This window comes from Pseudomonas sp. PA27(2017), assembly GCF_001945445.1.
Taxonomy (GTDB): Bacteria; Pseudomonadota; Gammaproteobacteria; order Pseudomonadales; family Pseudomonadaceae; genus Aquipseudomonas.
Window position 1 is genome coordinate 88,886 of record NZ_MSXW01000014.1, and the last position, 15,424, is coordinate 104,309.

The window sequence follows — 15,424 nt, forward strand, 5'->3', positions numbered from 1 at the left end:
CCCCAATCAAGCCTGAGCGATCCACTTACGGTGCGTGTGGATGGACATCAGGATTCCGAAACTCGACAACAACGTAATCAATGACGTGCCGCCATAACTGATGAACGGCAGCGGCACTCCCACTACCGGCAACAACCCGCTGACCATGCCGATATTGATGAACACATAAACGAAGAAGGTCATGGTCAAACCGCCGGCAAGCAGCTTACCGAACAGCGTCTGCGCTTGCACGGTAATCACCAGACCGCGTGCAATCAACAGAATGTACAAGAGCAGCAACAGACAGACACCAATCAGGCCGAATTCTTCGGCCAGAACGGCAATGATAAAGTCCGTGTGGCTTTCCGGCAAAAAGTCCAGGTGCGACTGGGTACCGAGCAGCCAGCCCTTGCCGAACACGCCGCCCGAGCCGATCGCTGCCTTGGACTGGATGATGTTCCAGCCAGCGCCCAACGGATCGCTTTCGGGGTTGATGAAAGTCAGCACCCGGCGCTTCTGGTAGTCGTGCATGACGAAGAACCACATGGCCACGGCAATCGGTGCGACCGCCGCCACGGCGCCGGCGATCCAGCGCCACTGCAGGCCGGCCATGAAGAGCACGAAGGCGCCGGAGGCAAGGATCAGCAGCGAGGTGCCCAGGTCTGGCTGGAGGAGGATCAATACGAACGGCGTGACCACCAGGCCCAGGCTCACCGACACGTGCTTGAGGCTCGGCGGCAGGGTGCGCTTGGACAGATACCAGGCCATGGTCGCCGGCATCAGGATTTTCATGAATTCCGACGGCTGGAAGCGGATCACGCCGGGAATGTTGATCCAGCGCGTGGCCCCCATGGCGTTGTGGCCCATGACGTCAACCACCACCAGCAACCCGACGCCGCACAGATAGCCCAGCGGCACCCAGCGGGCCATGAAGCGCGGCTCGAACTGGGCGATGACCACCATCGCCACCAGGCCGATGCCGAAGGAGCTGGCCTGTTTCATCAGCAGGTCGACGTTCTTGCCGCTGGCCGAGTAGAGAACGAACAGGCTACCGGTGGCGAGCAGCAGCAACAACAGCAGCAGGATTCCGTCGATGTGCAGACGCTGCAGCAGGCTGGAGCGGCGGCGCAGAACGTCGTCACTGGACAGCGTGCGGTCGAAGCTGCCGGTCAGGCTCATGGTTGCTTCACCTCTGCATTGAGCGGCGCAGCGGCGCCGGGCTTGGCATATTCGGCCTTGAGCTGGCCGTTCTCGTCGAGCAGCCAGGCATCCATCACCTGCTTGACCACCGGTGCCCCAACAGCACCGCCAGCCTCTCCGTTTTCGACCATCACCGCGACCACGATCTGCGGGTTTTCCGCCGGCGCGAAACCGACGAACAGGGCATGGTCACGGTGGCGTTCCTGCACCTTGTTGCGGTCATATTTCTCACCCTGCTTGATCGCCACGACCTGGGCCGTGCCGCTCTTGCCGGCGATCCGATAGGCGGCAGTATCGCCAACCTTGCGCGCCGTCCCCCGAGGACCGTGCATCACCGATTCCATGCCCTGGCGCGCATAATCCCAGTACCTGGGGTCGCGCAGTACGATATCCGGGATCGGATTAGGATCGTGGGGCAGGCTGCCGTCGATGGTCCGCGCCAAGTGTGGGCGAACCCACTTGCCCCGGGTCGCCACCAGCGCGGTGGCCTGGGCGAGCTGCAGGGGAGTCACCTGCATATAGCCCTGCCCGATGCCGAGAATCAGCGTTTCGCCGGGGTACCAGGGCTGCCGGTAGCGGGCGCGTTTCCAGTCCCGCGACGGCATCAGGCCGGCGGTTTCCTCGAACATGTCCAGGGACACGCGCTGGCCAATGCCGAAACGGGTCATGTAGTCGTGCAGGCGATCGATGCCCATCTTGTGGGCAAGATCGTAGAAGTAGGTGTCGTTGGAGCGCATGATCGCGGTGTTCAGATCTACCCAGCCGTCGCCGGTGCGGTTCCAGTTACGGTACTTGTGGCTGTTGTTGGGCAGTTGATAGAAGCCGGGGTCGAACACCCGCGAGGTGGGCGTCACCACCCCGGCATCCAGGCCGGCAACCGCCACCATCGGTTTGATGGTCGAGCCCGGCGGATACAGGCCGCGCAGCACGCGGTTGTAGAGCGGCCGGTCGATGGAGTCGCGCAGCTCGGCGTAGGCCTTGAAGCCGATACCGGTCACGAAGGGGTTGGGGTCGAAGCTCGGCTGGCTGACCATTGCCAATACCTCGCCAGTCTGCGGCTGGAGCGCCACTACCGCGCCGCGTCGCCCGCCCAGGGCATTCTCGGCGACTTCCTGCAGGTGCACGTCGAGGGTCAGTACCACGTCACGGCCGGGCAATGGGTCGGTGCGGTTGAGCACGCGCAGGACGCGGCCACGGGCATTGGTCTCGACCTCTTCGTAACCGACCTTGCCGTGCAGTTCATCTTCGTAGAACCGTTCGATACCAGTCTTGCCGATATGGTGGGTACCGCTGTACTCCACCGGATCGAGCTCTTTGAGTTCCTTCTCGTTGATGCGCCCCACGTAGCCGACCGAATGGGCGAAGTGCTCGCGCTGCGGATAGTGCCGCACCAGTTGCGCGACCACCTCGACGCCGGGCAGGCGGAACTGGTTCACCGCCAGCCGGGCGATCTGCTCCTCGCTCAACTCAAACAGCACCGGCACTGGCTCGAACGGCCGGCGCCCCTGTTTCACGCGGCGCTCGAACAGTTCGCGATCATCGGGCGTGAGCTCCAGCACCTCGACGATCACATCCAGCACCTGCTCCCAGTCGCCGGCGCGTTCGCGGGTCAGGGTGAGGCTGAAGCTGGGGCGGTTGTCGGCGATGATCACCCCGTTGCGGTCGTAGATCAGGCCGCGGTTGGGCGGAATCGGCTGCACGTGAATGCGGTTGTTTTCCGCCAGGGTGGAGTGGTATTCGTACTGGATCACCTGCAGGTAATACATGCGGGCGATCAGTATCAGGGTCAGCATCAGGAATACCGAGCCACCGACCAGCGCGCGCTTGCGAATCAGGCGCGCGTCCTTCTCGTGATCTTTTAGACGGATCGGCTGGGGCATCGGGACCGCTGACTACTTGTGATAAGGGTGACCGGACAACACCGTCCAGGCACGATAGATCTGTTCGCCGACCAGTATCCGTACCAGCGGGTGTGGCAAGGTCAGCGGTGACAGCGACCAGCGCTGCTCGCTGCGGGCCATCACTTCCGGCGCCAGGCCCTCAGGGCCGCCGACCATCAGGTTGACCGTGCGCGAGTCCAGCCGCCACTTGTCCAGCTCGACCGCCAATTGCTCGGTGCTCCAGGGTCGCCCTTCGACTTCCAGGGTGACGATGCGTTCCCCAGGCTGCACCTTCGCCAGCATGGCTTCGCCTTCCTGACGGATCATCCGCGCCACGTCGGCATTCTTGCCACGCGTGGTCAGGGGAATCTCCACCAGTTCCAGGGACAGCTCTGAAGGCATACGCTTGGCATATTCCTGCCAGCCATCCTCGACCCAGCGCGGCATGCGCGAGCCGACCGCGATCAGTTTGATGCGCACGGGAAGCCTTACTCGCGCTCGCCGCCCTGCTGGGCACGGCTCTGCTCGGCGCCCTGCCACAGACGCTCCAGGTCGTAGAACTGGCGGGTGGTCGGCAGCATCACGTGAACGACGATGTCGCCCAGGTCGAGCAGGGCCCACTCGCCGCTGTCCAGGCCTTCGCTGCCAATCGGGCGCACGCCCTGTTCCTTGGTCTTTTCCAGCACGTTGTCGACCAGCGACTTGACGTGACGGCTGGAGGTACCGCTGGCGATCACCATGTAGTCGGTGATGCTGGTCTTCTCACGCACGTCGATGGTGGTGATGTCCTGGGCCTTGATTTCTTCCAGTGCTGCGATGGCCACTTTGACCAGGTCTTCACTGTGCATGGTTTTGTCCGTCATAACGTGCTCGTTTGCCTCGTGTTCGATTCACCCACGGTACAGTCCATGGGCGTTGATATAAGCCAGAACCGCATCGGGCACCAGAAAGCGCACCGAGCGGCCGTTCGCCAGTAGCGAACGAATCTGGGTGGCAGACACCGCCAGGGGCGTCTGCCAGATGAAAGAAATCTGCCCTGCCGGGCCTCTCAGCGCCAGCGGGTCTGCCACGTTGCGCGCGGCTACCAGGTCGCGCAGCGGCTCGCTCGCCTCGCTGTCAGCATCCGGGCGCTGCAGTACCAGAATGTGGCAGTGCTGCAGCAGCTCGGTCCAACGATGCCAGGCTGGCAAACCGCAAAAGGCATCCCAGCCCAGAATCAGAAACAACTGGTCGTCCGCAGCCAGCTCAGCACGCAGCGACTCCAGGGTATCGATGCTGTACGACGGCTTGTCGCGTTTGAGCTCGCGATCATCCACCTGCAGCGGCGAGAGCCCTGCCACCGCCTGCTCGACCATCGCCAGGCGATCCTGCGCCCCGACCTGCGGGGTTTCACGGTGTGGCGGCCGCGCACTGGGGATCAGCCGCAACTCGTCCAGTGCCATGAACTCGGCCACCTCCAGCGCACCGCGCAAGTGGCCGATATGCACCGGGTCGAACGTACCGCCGAGCAGCCCGATGCGCCTGGGATCGGCCATCAGGTGCGCACGTGCCCGTCGCCGAATACAACGTATTTCTCGCTGGTCAGCCCTTCCAGGCCGACCGGGCCGCGGGCATGCAGCTTGTCGGTGGAAATGCCGATCTCCGCACCCAGTCCATACTCGAAGCCATCGGCGAAGCGCGTTGAAGCATTGACCATCACCGAGCTGGAATCCACTTCGGTGAGGAAGCGCCGCGCATCGCTGAAGTTCTCGGTGATGATCGCGTCGGTGTGCTGCGAGCCGTAGGTGTTGATGTGCTCGATGGCGGCGTCCAGCGAGTCCACCACACGGATCGCCAGAATCGGCGCGTTGTACTCGGCGTACCAGTCGTCTTCGCTGGCCTCCAGCACGTCATCACCGAGCAGCGCACGCGTCTGCGCGTCTCCGCGCAGCTCGACGCCCTTGTCGCGGTAGATGGCGGCCAGTGGCGGCAGCACGCGGGCGGCGATATCGGCGTGCACCAGCAGGGTTTCCATGGCATTGCATGGCGAGTACCGCTGGGTTTTCGAGTTGTCGCAAACGCGGATGGCCTTGTCGAGATCGGCGGCGATATCCACGTAAACGTGGCAAACACCGTCGAGATGCTTGATCACCGGCACCTTGGCGTCGCGGCTGATGCGCTCGATCAGCCCCTTGCCGCCCCGCGGCACGATGACGTCGACGAATTCGGGCATGGTGATCAGCGCACCCACGGCCGCGCGATCGGTGGTTTCCACCACTTGCACCGCACTGGCCGGCAGGCCGGCCTCGGCCAAGCCGGCCTGGATGCAACGGGCGATGGCCTGATTGGAATGAATCGCTTCCGAGCCGCCGCGCAGGATGGTGGCGTTGCCGGACTTCAGGCACAGGCTGGCGGCATCGATGGTCACGTTTGGCCGCGACTCGTAGATGATGCCGATCACGCCCAGCGGTACGCGCATCTTGCCGACCTGGATGCCGGACGGCAGATAGCGCATGCCCTGGATCTCGCCGATCGGGTCCGGCAGCGTGGCGACCTGACGCAGGCCTTCGATCATGCTGTCGATGACCTTCGGGGTCAGCGCCAGGCGGTCGACCATGGCCGGCTCCAGCCCGTTGGCGCGGGCAGCGGCAACGTCCAGCTCATTGGCGGCAGCCAGCTCGCCACGCGCGGCATCGAGGGCGGCGGCGGCGGCCTGCAGGGCCTGGTTCTTCTGCGCGGTGCTGGCCCGCGCGAGCACGCGCGAAGCCTGGCGGGCAGCGCGGCCCAGGCGGGTCATGTAGTCAAGCACGGACTCGGTCATGGCAACTCAGGTCGGCAGTTGGAAAAAGTTGCTGATTATAGCGGTCATGCCGCCCCGCGCACAGCGGTGCCTGGCAGATGGTCATCAAAGGCTTGTAACCGAGCGTTCGAACGCCCTTTCAATCGCCTGGCGCGTTGCTATGATCGGCCGCTGTCGCCGCCTGGCCGCGTTCGCCCGCCAAAGGAACCGCTTTTCAGCTGGGCAGGTCGAAGCCTCGATTTCTCCTCTATGAAGGTGTCCATCCATGGGCCAATGGCTCGATAGTCTGACTACCTGGCTGGCGGCCAACCCGCAATGGCTGGGCCTGGCGATCTTCGTGATCGCCTGCATCGAATGCCTGGCCATCGCCGGCATCATCGTTCCCGGCACCGTGCTGCTGTTCGCCGTCGGCGTGATGGCCGGCAACGGCGCCCTGAGCCTGTGGGAAACCCTGGCGCTGGCCTACTTCGGCGGCCTGCTCGGCGATGCCATCTCCTATGCCCTGGGGCGCTACTTCCACCAGGACATCCGCCGCTTGCCGGGTTTGCGCAGCCACCCGCAGTGGCTGAGCGGCGCGGAAACCTATTTCGAACGCTATGGCGTCGCCAGCCTGCTGCTGGGCCGCTACATCGGCCCGCTGCGCCCGATGCTGCCGATGGTCGCCGGCATGCTGAGCATGCCGCTCGGCCGCTTCATCGCCGTCAGCATGCTGGCCGCCGCCGGCTGGTCGGTCGCCTACCTGCTGCCGGGATGGGCCGCAGGCGCTGCCTTGCGCCTGCCGCTACCGGAGGGTTTCTGGCCACAGGCCGCGGTGGTGGCCGGTGGCCTTGCCTTGTTGCTGGTGCTGACGGTTCAGAGCAGCCTTCGCGAACAGCGCCAGGCCAGCGTGATCGCCGCCGGGCTGGGCACCATCCTGCTGGTCGCCCTGTTCATCGGCTGGCCACATCTGATCGCCCTCGACCAGGGCCTGATGACGCTGATCCAGGAACAACGCAATCCGCGCTTCGACCACATTGCCGTGATGATCACCCACTTCGGCGACTTCGACGTGCAATTGGCGGTCGCCGCGCTGCTGTGCATCCTGCTGCTGATCACCCGCAAATGGCAGGCGCTGCTGTTCGCCGGCGGTGCCATGCTCAGCACTGCGCTGGCCAACGGCATGCTCAAGAACTTCTTCGAGCGGGCGCGCCCCGAGGTTCTGCTCGAGCCGCTGCATACCTACAGTTTTCCCAGCGGGCACAGCTCGGCGGCCTTCGCCTTCTTTCTTACCGTCGCCATCCTGGCCGGCCGCGGCCAACCGGCCCGCCTGCGCCTGACCTGGATATTACTGGCCTGCCTGCCGGCTCTGTTCATCGCCCTGTCGCGCGTCTACCTGGGCGTGCACTGGCCGAGCGACATCATCGCCGGCGCCCTGCTGGCCAGCAGCCTGTGCGCGCTGAGCCTGGCGCTGATGCAGCGCTTCGCCTCGCTGCCACCGCTGCCGGCCAGGGTCTGGTGGATGATCGTGCCGGGCTGCGCGCTGCTGCTGACGAGCATGGCGCTGCTGCGTATGTCCGAAGGCGTGGAAATCTATCGCTATTGAGCAGCGCCGTCGCCCTGCAGCTCTTCCACCCAGGCCTGGAGCATCTCCAGGCGCTGGGTGGCATCGGGCTCGGCGAGCAAGGCGACTTTCTGCTCGGCGCTGAACGGCAATAGATAGCCGAGCTTGTCGGCCAGCTCGGCCTGGCTGTCGGCGCCGCCGCCCATGTCCAGGCTGGCGACCATCGGATGCTCGGCCAGGGCGCCGAGCAGCGCCAGCAAGTCGGCCTGGTCTTCGCCCAGCGGCAGCTCGGGCTGCTCGTCCAGCCACTCGATCTGAGCCAGGGTCAGCTTGTCCGGCAGCACCTGGGCCTGCTTGACCCGAAAGCGCCGCCCGCCCTGCACACGAATGCCCAGCAGCCCGTTGGGGCGCTGCTGAAAATCGGTGATTCGCGCTTCGCAGCCGATCTGCGCGACGCGCTCGGCGGCCTCACCGACCTCGGCGCCTTCGACGATGCACACCACGCCAAAGCCTTCACCCTGTTTCATGCAGCGGCTGATCATGTCCAGATAGCGCGCCTCGAATATCTGCAGATCAAGCGTGCAGCCGGGAAACAGGACGGTGTGCAGCGGAAACAGAGGTAAGGTCATTGCAACTCTCAATTCAGGAAGACGATGGCGAGCGGCAGCAGGATCGCCGTGAACACACCCATGAGGCTCATGGCCAGCGCGGCGAAGGCGCCGCACTCCTCACTCTCCTGCATGGCCCGGGAGGTGCCGACCGCATGGGCGGTCATGCCCAGCGCCATGCCCATGGCGGCATGATTGCGCACACCACACATGCGCAGCAACGACGGCCCGATGATTGCGCCCAGCACCCCGGTGATCATCACGAACACCGCCGCCAGCGCCGCCAGGCCACCGATCTGGCTGGCCACCAGCATGGCGATCGGCGAGGTGACGGACTTGGGCGCCATGCTCATCAGCATGTTGTGCTCGGCGCCCAACATCCAGGCCAGGGCGACGCCGAGCACGGTGGCGACCACGCCCGCAACCAGCAGGGTGAGCACCGTGGGCCAGAACACCTGGCGGATGCGCCGCAGGTTGAGATACAGCGGCACCGCCAGCGCGACGGTGGCGGGACCGAGGAAAATGGTCAGCGCATCGGCGCTGATCTTGTATTCGGCAAAGGTCAGGCCGCACAGCAGCAGGATGGCGATCACGAGCATGGTGGACACCAGCACCGGCTGCAGAAATACCAGGCGAGTCTTCTCGTAAACGGCAATCGCCAACTGATAGGCGCCCAGGGTGACGCCCGCGCCGAACAGCGGGTGATGGGTGACGGCCATCCAGGCGCCGTGCCAGTCGAGCATCATGGCAGCTCCCGGCGGCGCGCCTGGCGCTCGATCAGCTTCTGCATCATCCAGCCGGCGAACACCAGGGACAGGATCAGCGACAGCACCAGCGCGCCGATCACCGCCCAGAAGTCGGCAGCGATGGCCTCGGCATAAGCCATCACCCCCACCGCTGGCGGCACCAGCAGCAGCGGCAGGTACTTGAGCAGGCCGCTGGCCGCCTGCTGGATCGGTTCGTCGACCTGGCCCCGACAAAGCAGGAACACCACCAAAAGCAGCATGCCGAGAATCGGCCCCGGCAGCATCGGCAGAAACAGCGCATTGATCGCCGTGCCGAGCAATTGACACAGCACCAGCCAGAACAGGCCACGAAGCAGCATGATTATTCCCCGCAAACTCGACGAGCGCGGCCCGTCAACAAGGCGGCATTATAGGCCGCGAATGCAGGCCGCTTAACAGGGGCAGATCCCGCTCCAGCAGCCTGATCAGCATGGATGCGCGTCGCCAGGCGGTTTGCGGCATACTGCCGGCAACGCTTATCCGACAGGGATGTACTGCATGTTTCGCCTCGCGCCTTTGGCCCTGACCCTCGCCCTCACGGCCTGCGGCCCGAGCACTCAACTGCTTCCTCCCGACGCGATCCTGCCCGACGGTTCGCGCTACCACGGCGAGGTGATCGAAGGCCTGCTGCAGGGCGAAGGCCGCCTGGACTATCCCGATGGCAGCCGTTATGTCGGCCATTTCGTCGATGGCCAACGCCAAGGCGCCGGGGAGTGGCAGAGCGCTGACGGCGAGCATTACGTCGGTGAATTCGCCGCCGGCCGTTACGATGGCCAGGGCACGCTGAGCAAAGCCGATGGCAGCCGCTACAGTGGCGGCTTCCGCCAGGGCCGGTTCAGCGGCGAAGGCGTGCTGGAGGAAGCCGGGCAAACCTACCGCGGGCAGTTCCACGCAGGCCGCTTCCACGGCTTCGGCATTCTCGAACAGGCTGACGGCAGCCGCTTCCAGGGGCTCTTCACCAAGGGTTTGCCAGACGGTCAGGGCCTGCGCGAGGACGAACTCGGCAACCAGCTTTCCGGGCACTTCGCTGGCGGCCAGCTCAAGGGTGCCGGCAGCTACCGCGGCAGTGACGGCGACAGCTACGACGGCGAATTCAAGGACAGCCTGTTCCACGGAAAAGGCCGCTATCAGAACGCGGCCGGCGACGTCTGGAGCGGTACCTTTACAGAAGGCGCGCTCAACGGTAAGGGCGAATACCGCGGCACCGATGGCAGCCGCTATACGGGGCAATTTCGCGACTGGCGCTACCAGGGCGAAGGCCATCTGCAGCAAGCCGACGGCGGCCGCTACGACGGTCAGTTTGCCAATGGCCAGTTCAATGGCCAGGGCACGCTGGTCGGTGTTGACGGTACCCGGCAGCAAGGCACCTGGCGCCGCGGCCTTCGGGTACGCGACGAAAACGGCCTGGCGTTGCCTGATCCGCTGGAAATCGGCCTGCTGAAACAAGGCGATTTGCTCGACCAGGCCATTGCCGCACTGCCGACCTCGACGCCACGTGGCGAACTCTATGCCCTGACCCTGGCCGGAGACGGCAAGCAGAGCGTGTTCCTGCGCGAAGCCGATTACGTGGCGGACCTGCTGGCCGAGCGCTTCGCAGCCCACGGCCGCATCACCCTGGCCAACCATCGTGACCACCTGGCCGATCGCCCCCTGGCGACCCGCGAGAACTTGCGCCGCGCGGTACAGGCCGTTGCCGAACGCACGGGGCCGGAAGACCTGGTGTTCATCTACCTGACCAGCCACGGCTCGCGCACTCACGAGCTGAACCTGAACCAGCCGCGCCTGCAGCTCGCCGACCTGCCCGCCGACGAACTGGCCAGCCTGCTCGAACCGCTGGCCGAGCGCGACAAGGTGGTGGTGATCTCCGCCTGCTACTCCGGCGGTTTCATTGCTGCGCTGAAAAACGAAAAGACCCTGCTGATGACCGCCGCGCGCGCCGACCGAGTGTCATTCGGCTGCTCCGAGGAGGCCGACTTCACCTACTTCGGCCGCGCCCTGTTCGCCGAAGCGCTGCAACAGACCGACGACTTGCAAGAGGCTTTCGAGCTGGCCCGCGCGGCAGTAGCCGAGCGCGAGCAGGCCGATGGCTTCGAGCCGTCCGAACCGCAGATCTGGGCGCCTGCCGCAGTGCTCCAGCACTGGGATGCGCTGCGCCAGGCACACAGCGAAGCGCCTTGAACGATAAATCGGCGATTGCCCTCTAAACTCCATCACAGGCTGCTGAAAAACGTAGGCGAGGCAGCCAGTGCAAGGCAAAAACAGCCGAAAAAGCGCAGTCTACATGCTGTAAATGAGCATTTTGAGGCTGTTTTTAACGCAGCGATGGCAACGCAGGTAGTTTTTCAACGGCCTGATAATGAATAGCGGTCGAGGATCGACAATGTATTTGACTCCCCAGCACATTCTTCTGGCAGGCGCTTCGGGCATGACCGGTGAACACCTGCTGGATCGCCTGCTCAACGAACCCACCGTCGAGCGCGTGCTGGCCCCGAGTCGCAAGCCGCTGGCCGAACACCCTCATCTGGAAAATCCGGTCGGCGAGTTGCTCGATCTGCTGCCCGTGCTCGACGGCCCGGTACACACCGCCTTCTGCTGCCTGGGCAGCACCATCAAGCAGGCCGGGTCCCAGGACGCCTTTCGCGCCGTCGATCACGACCTGGTGCTGGCCTTCGCCGCCCGCGCCCGGGAACTGGGCGCCCGCCATCTGCTGGTGGTCAGCGCCATCGGTGCCGATCCGGGCTCGTCGGTGTTCTACAACCGCACCAAGGGGCAGACCGAAGAGGCACTCAAGGCTCAGGGTTGGCCACAACTGACCATCGCCCGCCCTTCCCTGCTGCTCGGCCCGCGCAACGAGTTCCGCCTTGGCGAGCGGCTGGCCGCGCCCTTTTTGCGCTGGCTGCCGGGCAAGCATCGCGCCATCGACGTGACCGCCCTGGCCCGTGCGCTATGGCGCCTGGCGCTGGAAGACGGCGAAGGGTTGCGCATCGTCGAGTCCGACGAGCTGCGCCGACTGGGACGCTGATAACGAAAAGGCGCCGTACTCACGGCGCCTTTTCGGTTCAGAACAGCCCAAGTAGCGCCGCAACGCCGAGCATCAGCAGCGAAAACAGCCACATCCACCAGAATGAGTAACGGATGTGCTGGCCCATCTCCAGACGGGCCAGGCCCAGCGCCAGCCACAGGGCCGGCGAGAACGGGCTGATGAAGGTGCCGATGATGTTGCCGATCATCAGCGCGTAGACCACGCTGGCCGCCTCCACGCCGTGGCTTTCGACCACCTCCAGCACCACCGGCAGCAGGCCGAAGTAGTACGCATCGGTGCTCAGCAGGAACTCCATCGGCAGACCGAAGAAGCCCAGAATGATGTGCAGCTGGCCGACCATCGGTTCGGGCAGCACCTTGACCAGATCCTGGGCGATGGAGGTGAGCATGCCGGTGCCTGAGAGAATGCCGAGCATCGAGCCGGCGGCCAGGATGATCATGCCCATGCTCAGCGCTGCCGGCGAATGCACTGCCAGACGTTTCATCTGCAACTTGCCGTCCGGGTAGTTGATCAACATGGCCAGGCTCAGGCCGATCATGAACACATAGCCCGCTGGCAGGATGCCGGTGAACAGCGAGACCAGCACCGCCAGGAACAGGCTGGCATTGATCCACATGCGCCCGGGCCGTTCGAGCGCCCGCTCCTCATCGCTGAGCTCACCCGGGTTGCCGATATGATCGCTCTCGCCATCCTCGATCACGGTGCCACCGGTGCGCGCGATGCGGCGCTGCTCACGCCAGCCCAGCAAGGCCGCCATCGCCACCAGCAGCACCACGCCGACACCCTGCACGGCGATCAGCGGTCGCCAAAGTTCGGTGACATCGATGCCCGTCACCGCCGCCGAACGGCCGAGCGGGCCGGCCCAGGGCACCATGTTGAGAATGCCGGCGCCGATGGCCAGCAGCATCAACATCAGGTACGGGCTCATGCGCAATTGCTTGTAGAGCGGCAGCAGTGCCGGGATGGTCAGCAGAAAGGTGGTCGCACCGGCGCCGTCCAGGTGGGCGAGCATACCGATGATCGCGGTAGCCACTGCCACGGCGATCACGTTGCCGCGGGTCAGCCGCACCATGAAGCCGATGATCGGCCGGAACAAGCCGGTGTCCTGCATCACGCCGAAAAAGGTGATGGCGAAGATGAACATGGTGGCGATGCTGATGACCCGGCCGACCCCATCGTTGAAGAACACCGAGATTTCCGCCGGGCCGAAACCGGCGCAGAAGGCGCCCAGCAGCGGCACCATGATCAGGGGCAATACGGGCGACATGCGCCCGCTGAGCAACAGGGCCACCAGGCAAACGATGGTCAACAGGCCAATCAGGGTCAACAAACCGATTTCTCCTCTTTTTCTTGTTCAGTCGCCACTCGCACGACAGGAGGCGCGGACTCTAGAAAGCCAACCTTTCACGAACCTTTATGATCGGCGTCGCTAAGTCCATGATTTGTCAGTGAATATGTAGTAATCCGAGGTAACAGTTGCGCGCCCTTGCTAAGCTGATGGGCCTTGCCAATTAGCGGAGCTTCGTCATGCCTTCGAACAAAACTGCCTTGATCATCGGCGCCTCACGCGGCATCGGCCTGGGCCTGGTACGTCAGTTGCACGCCGATGGCTGGCAGGTGACCGCTACCGTGCGCAGCCCGGCGCGTGCCACCGAACTGCTGGCATTGAGCGGTGTGCAGATCGAATCACTGGATATCGATGACGGCGCTGCGCTGGATGCCCTGGTGCAACGCCTGCAGGGCCAGGTCTTCGACCTGCTGTTCGTCAATGCTGGCGTTCTGGGCCCCAGTCACCAGTCGGCTGCACGGGCCACAGCCGAGGAGCTCGGCCAACTGTTCATGACAAACGTCACGGCGCCGATCCGCCTGGCCACGCGCCTGGTCGGCCAACTGCGCCCGCAGACCGGCGTGCTGGCGTTCATGAGCTCGGGGCTGGGTAGCGTGGCCAACCCGGAGGGCAACAACCTGGCGCTGTACAAGGCCAGCAAGGCAGCGCTGAACTCGCTGACCAACAGCTTCGTCTGCGAATTGCCGGAGCCGCGCCCGACCGTACTGTCGATGCATCCGGGCTGGGTGAAGACCGACATGGGCGGCGAGAACGCCATGGTCGAAGTCGCCGACAGTTGCCGCGGGCTGATCGCCCAGGTCGAGCGCTTCGCCGGCCAGGGCGGCCATCACTTCGTCGACTACCAGGGCCAGAAGATCGCCTGGTAAGCGCTAGTTATTGCTGGAGTTTGAAAACGTAGGCGAGGCAGCCAGCGCAAGGCAAAAGCAGGCGAGAAAGCGGAGTGTACTTTTGTACATGAGCATTTCGACCGGGCTGGCGACCCAGTCTGCTTTTAACGCAGCGATGGCAACGCAGGTAGTTTTCTTGGCCCGCTAAAGCCCCAGCATCGCCAACATGATGAAGGTGGCAAACAGCACGAAGTGAGTCATGCCCTCGATGGCATTGGTTTCGCCGTCGTTGAGGTTGATGGCGCAGACGATCAGGGTGATGAACACCATTACCGTCTGCACAGGGGTCATGGCCATCTGGAACGGCTGCCCACTGTACAACGCCATGGCTTCCATCACCGGTACAGTGAGAATCACCGTCGACAGCGACGCACCCAGAGCGATGTTGACCACCGACTGCATACGGTTCGCCAGCGCCGCCCGCAGGGCGGTGAGGATCTCCGGCGCCGCGGAAATGCCGGCCACCACGATGGCGGTCAGCACGGGCGGCGCGCCGGTACCTTCCAGGCCGACATCCAGCGCCAGGGACATCACCTCGGCGAGCACGCCGATGACGATTACCCCGAACACCAGCACGCCGATCGACCAGGCCACGTTGACCTGAGACTCGTCGTCGCCGTGCCCTTCACCGCCACGGTGCTTCTTCTCCGGGTAGCTGTAGCTGAAGAAATAGCTGTGCGGGCCGACCTGCATGCGCAGGAACACTGCGTAGAGCACCAGCATGGCGCCGATGGTGAACATCGAATACGCCTTCCAGTCCGACTCGGGAATGAACTCGGGCACCACCATGGAAATGCCCATGGCCGTGAGGATCATCACGCTGTAGCTACGTGCCGAGTCATCGTTGTACGGCTGCTCGCCATGTTTGATGCCGCCCATCAGCGCGGCCAGGCCGAGAATGCCGTTGATGTCGAGCATCACCGCCGAATAGATGGTGTCACGCACCAGGGTCGGTGACGCCTGGTTGCTCATCATGATCGCCAGGATCACCACCTCGACCAGCACCGCCGACAGAGTGAGAATCATGGTGCCGTAAGGGTCGCCGACCCGCTCGGCCAGTTGCTCGGCATGGTGGGCGACGCGCAGCGATGCGCAGACGATGGCGGCGATCAGCGCGACGGCACCGGCCAGCGCGATGGCCTGGCCATGGCCGAGTAACGCATGCTCCATCGGCAGGGCGATCAGGGCGGCGAGCACGGCCAGCAGCAACCAGTATTCCTGCTTGATGGCATTCAACATGAATGATTCCTTTCAGGGCGATAAGCGCGATCCTGCTCCGACTGCAACATCCCGTAAATAATTCCAGTCACTTACCGTTGATGCCCTCGGATGCCGCACGGCCGGGCGCATAGGGGTAAACTTCGCGGCCACGCTT

Annotated in this window: 15 protein-coding genes; 4 read left to right on the forward strand and 11 right to left on the reverse strand. The window is 64.3% G+C overall.

The genetic code is table 11. The features are described 5' to 3' along the window. Nucleotides 1–6: 6 nt before the first annotated feature. From rodA to BVH06_RS06985, 6 genes are read right to left on the reverse strand one after another with little or no spacing between them, the layout of a single operon-like run. Complete coding sequence (rodA, locus tag BVH06_RS06960; RefSeq protein WP_177344600.1) at nucleotides 7–1,110, reverse strand: rod shape-determining protein RodA; 1,104 nt, start codon at nucleotides 1,108–1,110, stop codon at nucleotides 7–9. 44 nt (nucleotides 1,111–1,154) lie between these two features. After that, nucleotides 1,155–3,059: a penicillin-binding protein 2 gene (gene mrdA, locus BVH06_RS06965; RefSeq protein ID WP_075929166.1), complete on the reverse strand. Its 1,905-nt coding sequence runs from the start codon at nucleotides 3,057–3,059 to the stop codon at nucleotides 1,155–1,157. A gap of 12 nt (nucleotides 3,060–3,071) precedes the next feature. Further along, nucleotides 3,072–3,539 (reverse strand): 23S rRNA (pseudouridine(1915)-N(3))-methyltransferase RlmH, encoded by a 468-nt coding sequence (rlmH, locus tag BVH06_RS06970; protein ID WP_013792712.1) that lies wholly within the window; start codon nucleotides 3,537–3,539, stop codon nucleotides 3,072–3,074. Nucleotides 3,540–3,547: 8 nt separating this feature from the next. Next, nucleotides 3,548–3,907, reverse strand: a complete 360-nt coding sequence (gene rsfS, locus BVH06_RS06975) for a ribosome silencing factor (protein WP_027903646.1) — start codon at nucleotides 3,905–3,907, stop codon at nucleotides 3,548–3,550. Nucleotides 3,908–3,949: 42 nt separating this feature from the next. Next, nucleotides 3,950–4,594 (reverse strand): nicotinate-nucleotide adenylyltransferase, encoded by a 645-nt coding sequence (gene nadD, locus BVH06_RS06980; RefSeq protein WP_075933608.1) that lies wholly within the window; start codon nucleotides 4,592–4,594, stop codon nucleotides 3,950–3,952. Continuing rightward, nucleotides 4,594–5,859 (reverse strand): glutamate-5-semialdehyde dehydrogenase, encoded by a 1,266-nt coding sequence (locus tag BVH06_RS06985; protein ID WP_075933609.1) that lies wholly within the window; start codon nucleotides 5,857–5,859, stop codon nucleotides 4,594–4,596. Before BVH06_RS06985 ends, nadD begins: the two co-directional genes overlap by 1 nt. Before the next feature lie 244 nt (nucleotides 5,860–6,103). On the opposite strand from BVH06_RS06985, the gene BVH06_RS06990 reads away from it, so the two are divergent. Beyond that, nucleotides 6,104–7,420: a bifunctional DedA family/phosphatase PAP2 family protein gene (locus tag BVH06_RS06990; RefSeq protein WP_075929169.1), complete on the forward strand. Its 1,317-nt coding sequence runs from the start codon at nucleotides 6,104–6,106 to the stop codon at nucleotides 7,418–7,420. Here the strand turns inward: BVH06_RS06990 and BVH06_RS06995 are convergent. The 3 genes from BVH06_RS06995 to BVH06_RS07005 are packed head-to-tail and all read right to left on the reverse strand — an operon-like array spanning nucleotide 7,414 to nucleotide 9,091. Next, nucleotides 7,414–8,007, reverse strand: coding sequence for an LON peptidase substrate-binding domain-containing protein (locus BVH06_RS06995; RefSeq protein WP_075933610.1), 594 nt, complete (start codon nucleotides 8,005–8,007; stop codon nucleotides 7,414–7,416). The genes BVH06_RS06990 and BVH06_RS06995 overlap by 7 nt on opposite strands. A gap of 8 nt (nucleotides 8,008–8,015) precedes the next feature. Beyond that, nucleotides 8,016–8,732 (reverse strand): LrgB family protein, encoded by a 717-nt coding sequence (locus BVH06_RS07000; protein ID WP_075933611.1) that lies wholly within the window; start codon nucleotides 8,730–8,732, stop codon nucleotides 8,016–8,018. Next, nucleotides 8,729–9,091 carry a CidA/LrgA family protein gene (locus tag BVH06_RS07005; protein WP_075929172.1) on the reverse strand — a complete coding sequence of 121 codons (363 nt, stop codon included), beginning with the start codon at nucleotides 9,089–9,091 and terminating at the stop codon, nucleotides 8,729–8,731. Before BVH06_RS07005 ends, BVH06_RS07000 begins: the two co-directional genes overlap by 4 nt. 178 nt (nucleotides 9,092–9,269) lie before the next feature. Here BVH06_RS07005 and BVH06_RS07010 point away from each other — a divergent pair, with 178 nt between their 5' ends. Beyond that, entirely contained in the window at nucleotides 9,270–10,949 is a 1,680-nt protein-coding gene (locus BVH06_RS07010; RefSeq protein ID WP_083651899.1) for a C13 family peptidase, read from the forward strand. A 202-nt stretch (nucleotides 10,950–11,151) separates the two neighbouring features. Continuing rightward, nucleotides 11,152–11,793 (forward strand): oxidoreductase, encoded by a 642-nt coding sequence (locus BVH06_RS07015; protein WP_075933613.1) that lies wholly within the window; start codon nucleotides 11,152–11,154, stop codon nucleotides 11,791–11,793. 37 nt (nucleotides 11,794–11,830) lie between these two features. Here the strand turns inward: BVH06_RS07015 and BVH06_RS07020 are convergent, their stop codons facing one another. Next, nucleotides 11,831–13,144: a CitMHS family transporter gene (locus BVH06_RS07020; protein ID WP_075933614.1), complete on the reverse strand. Its 1,314-nt coding sequence runs from the start codon at nucleotides 13,142–13,144 to the stop codon at nucleotides 11,831–11,833. Between the two features lie 197 nt (nucleotides 13,145–13,341). Between BVH06_RS07020 and BVH06_RS07025 the strand changes: the two genes are divergently transcribed. Next, on the forward strand, nucleotides 13,342–14,028 hold the full coding sequence (locus BVH06_RS07025) for an SDR family oxidoreductase (RefSeq protein WP_075933615.1): 687 nt from the start codon (nucleotides 13,342–13,344) through the stop codon (nucleotides 14,026–14,028). A 165-nt stretch (nucleotides 14,029–14,193) separates the two neighbouring features. On the opposite strand, the gene BVH06_RS07030 is transcribed toward BVH06_RS07025, so the two are convergent. Further along, nucleotides 14,194–15,288, reverse strand: a complete 1,095-nt coding sequence (locus BVH06_RS07030; RefSeq protein ID WP_075929177.1) for a calcium:proton antiporter — start codon at nucleotides 15,286–15,288, stop codon at nucleotides 14,194–14,196. Between the last annotated feature and the right edge of the window lie 136 nt (nucleotides 15,289–15,424).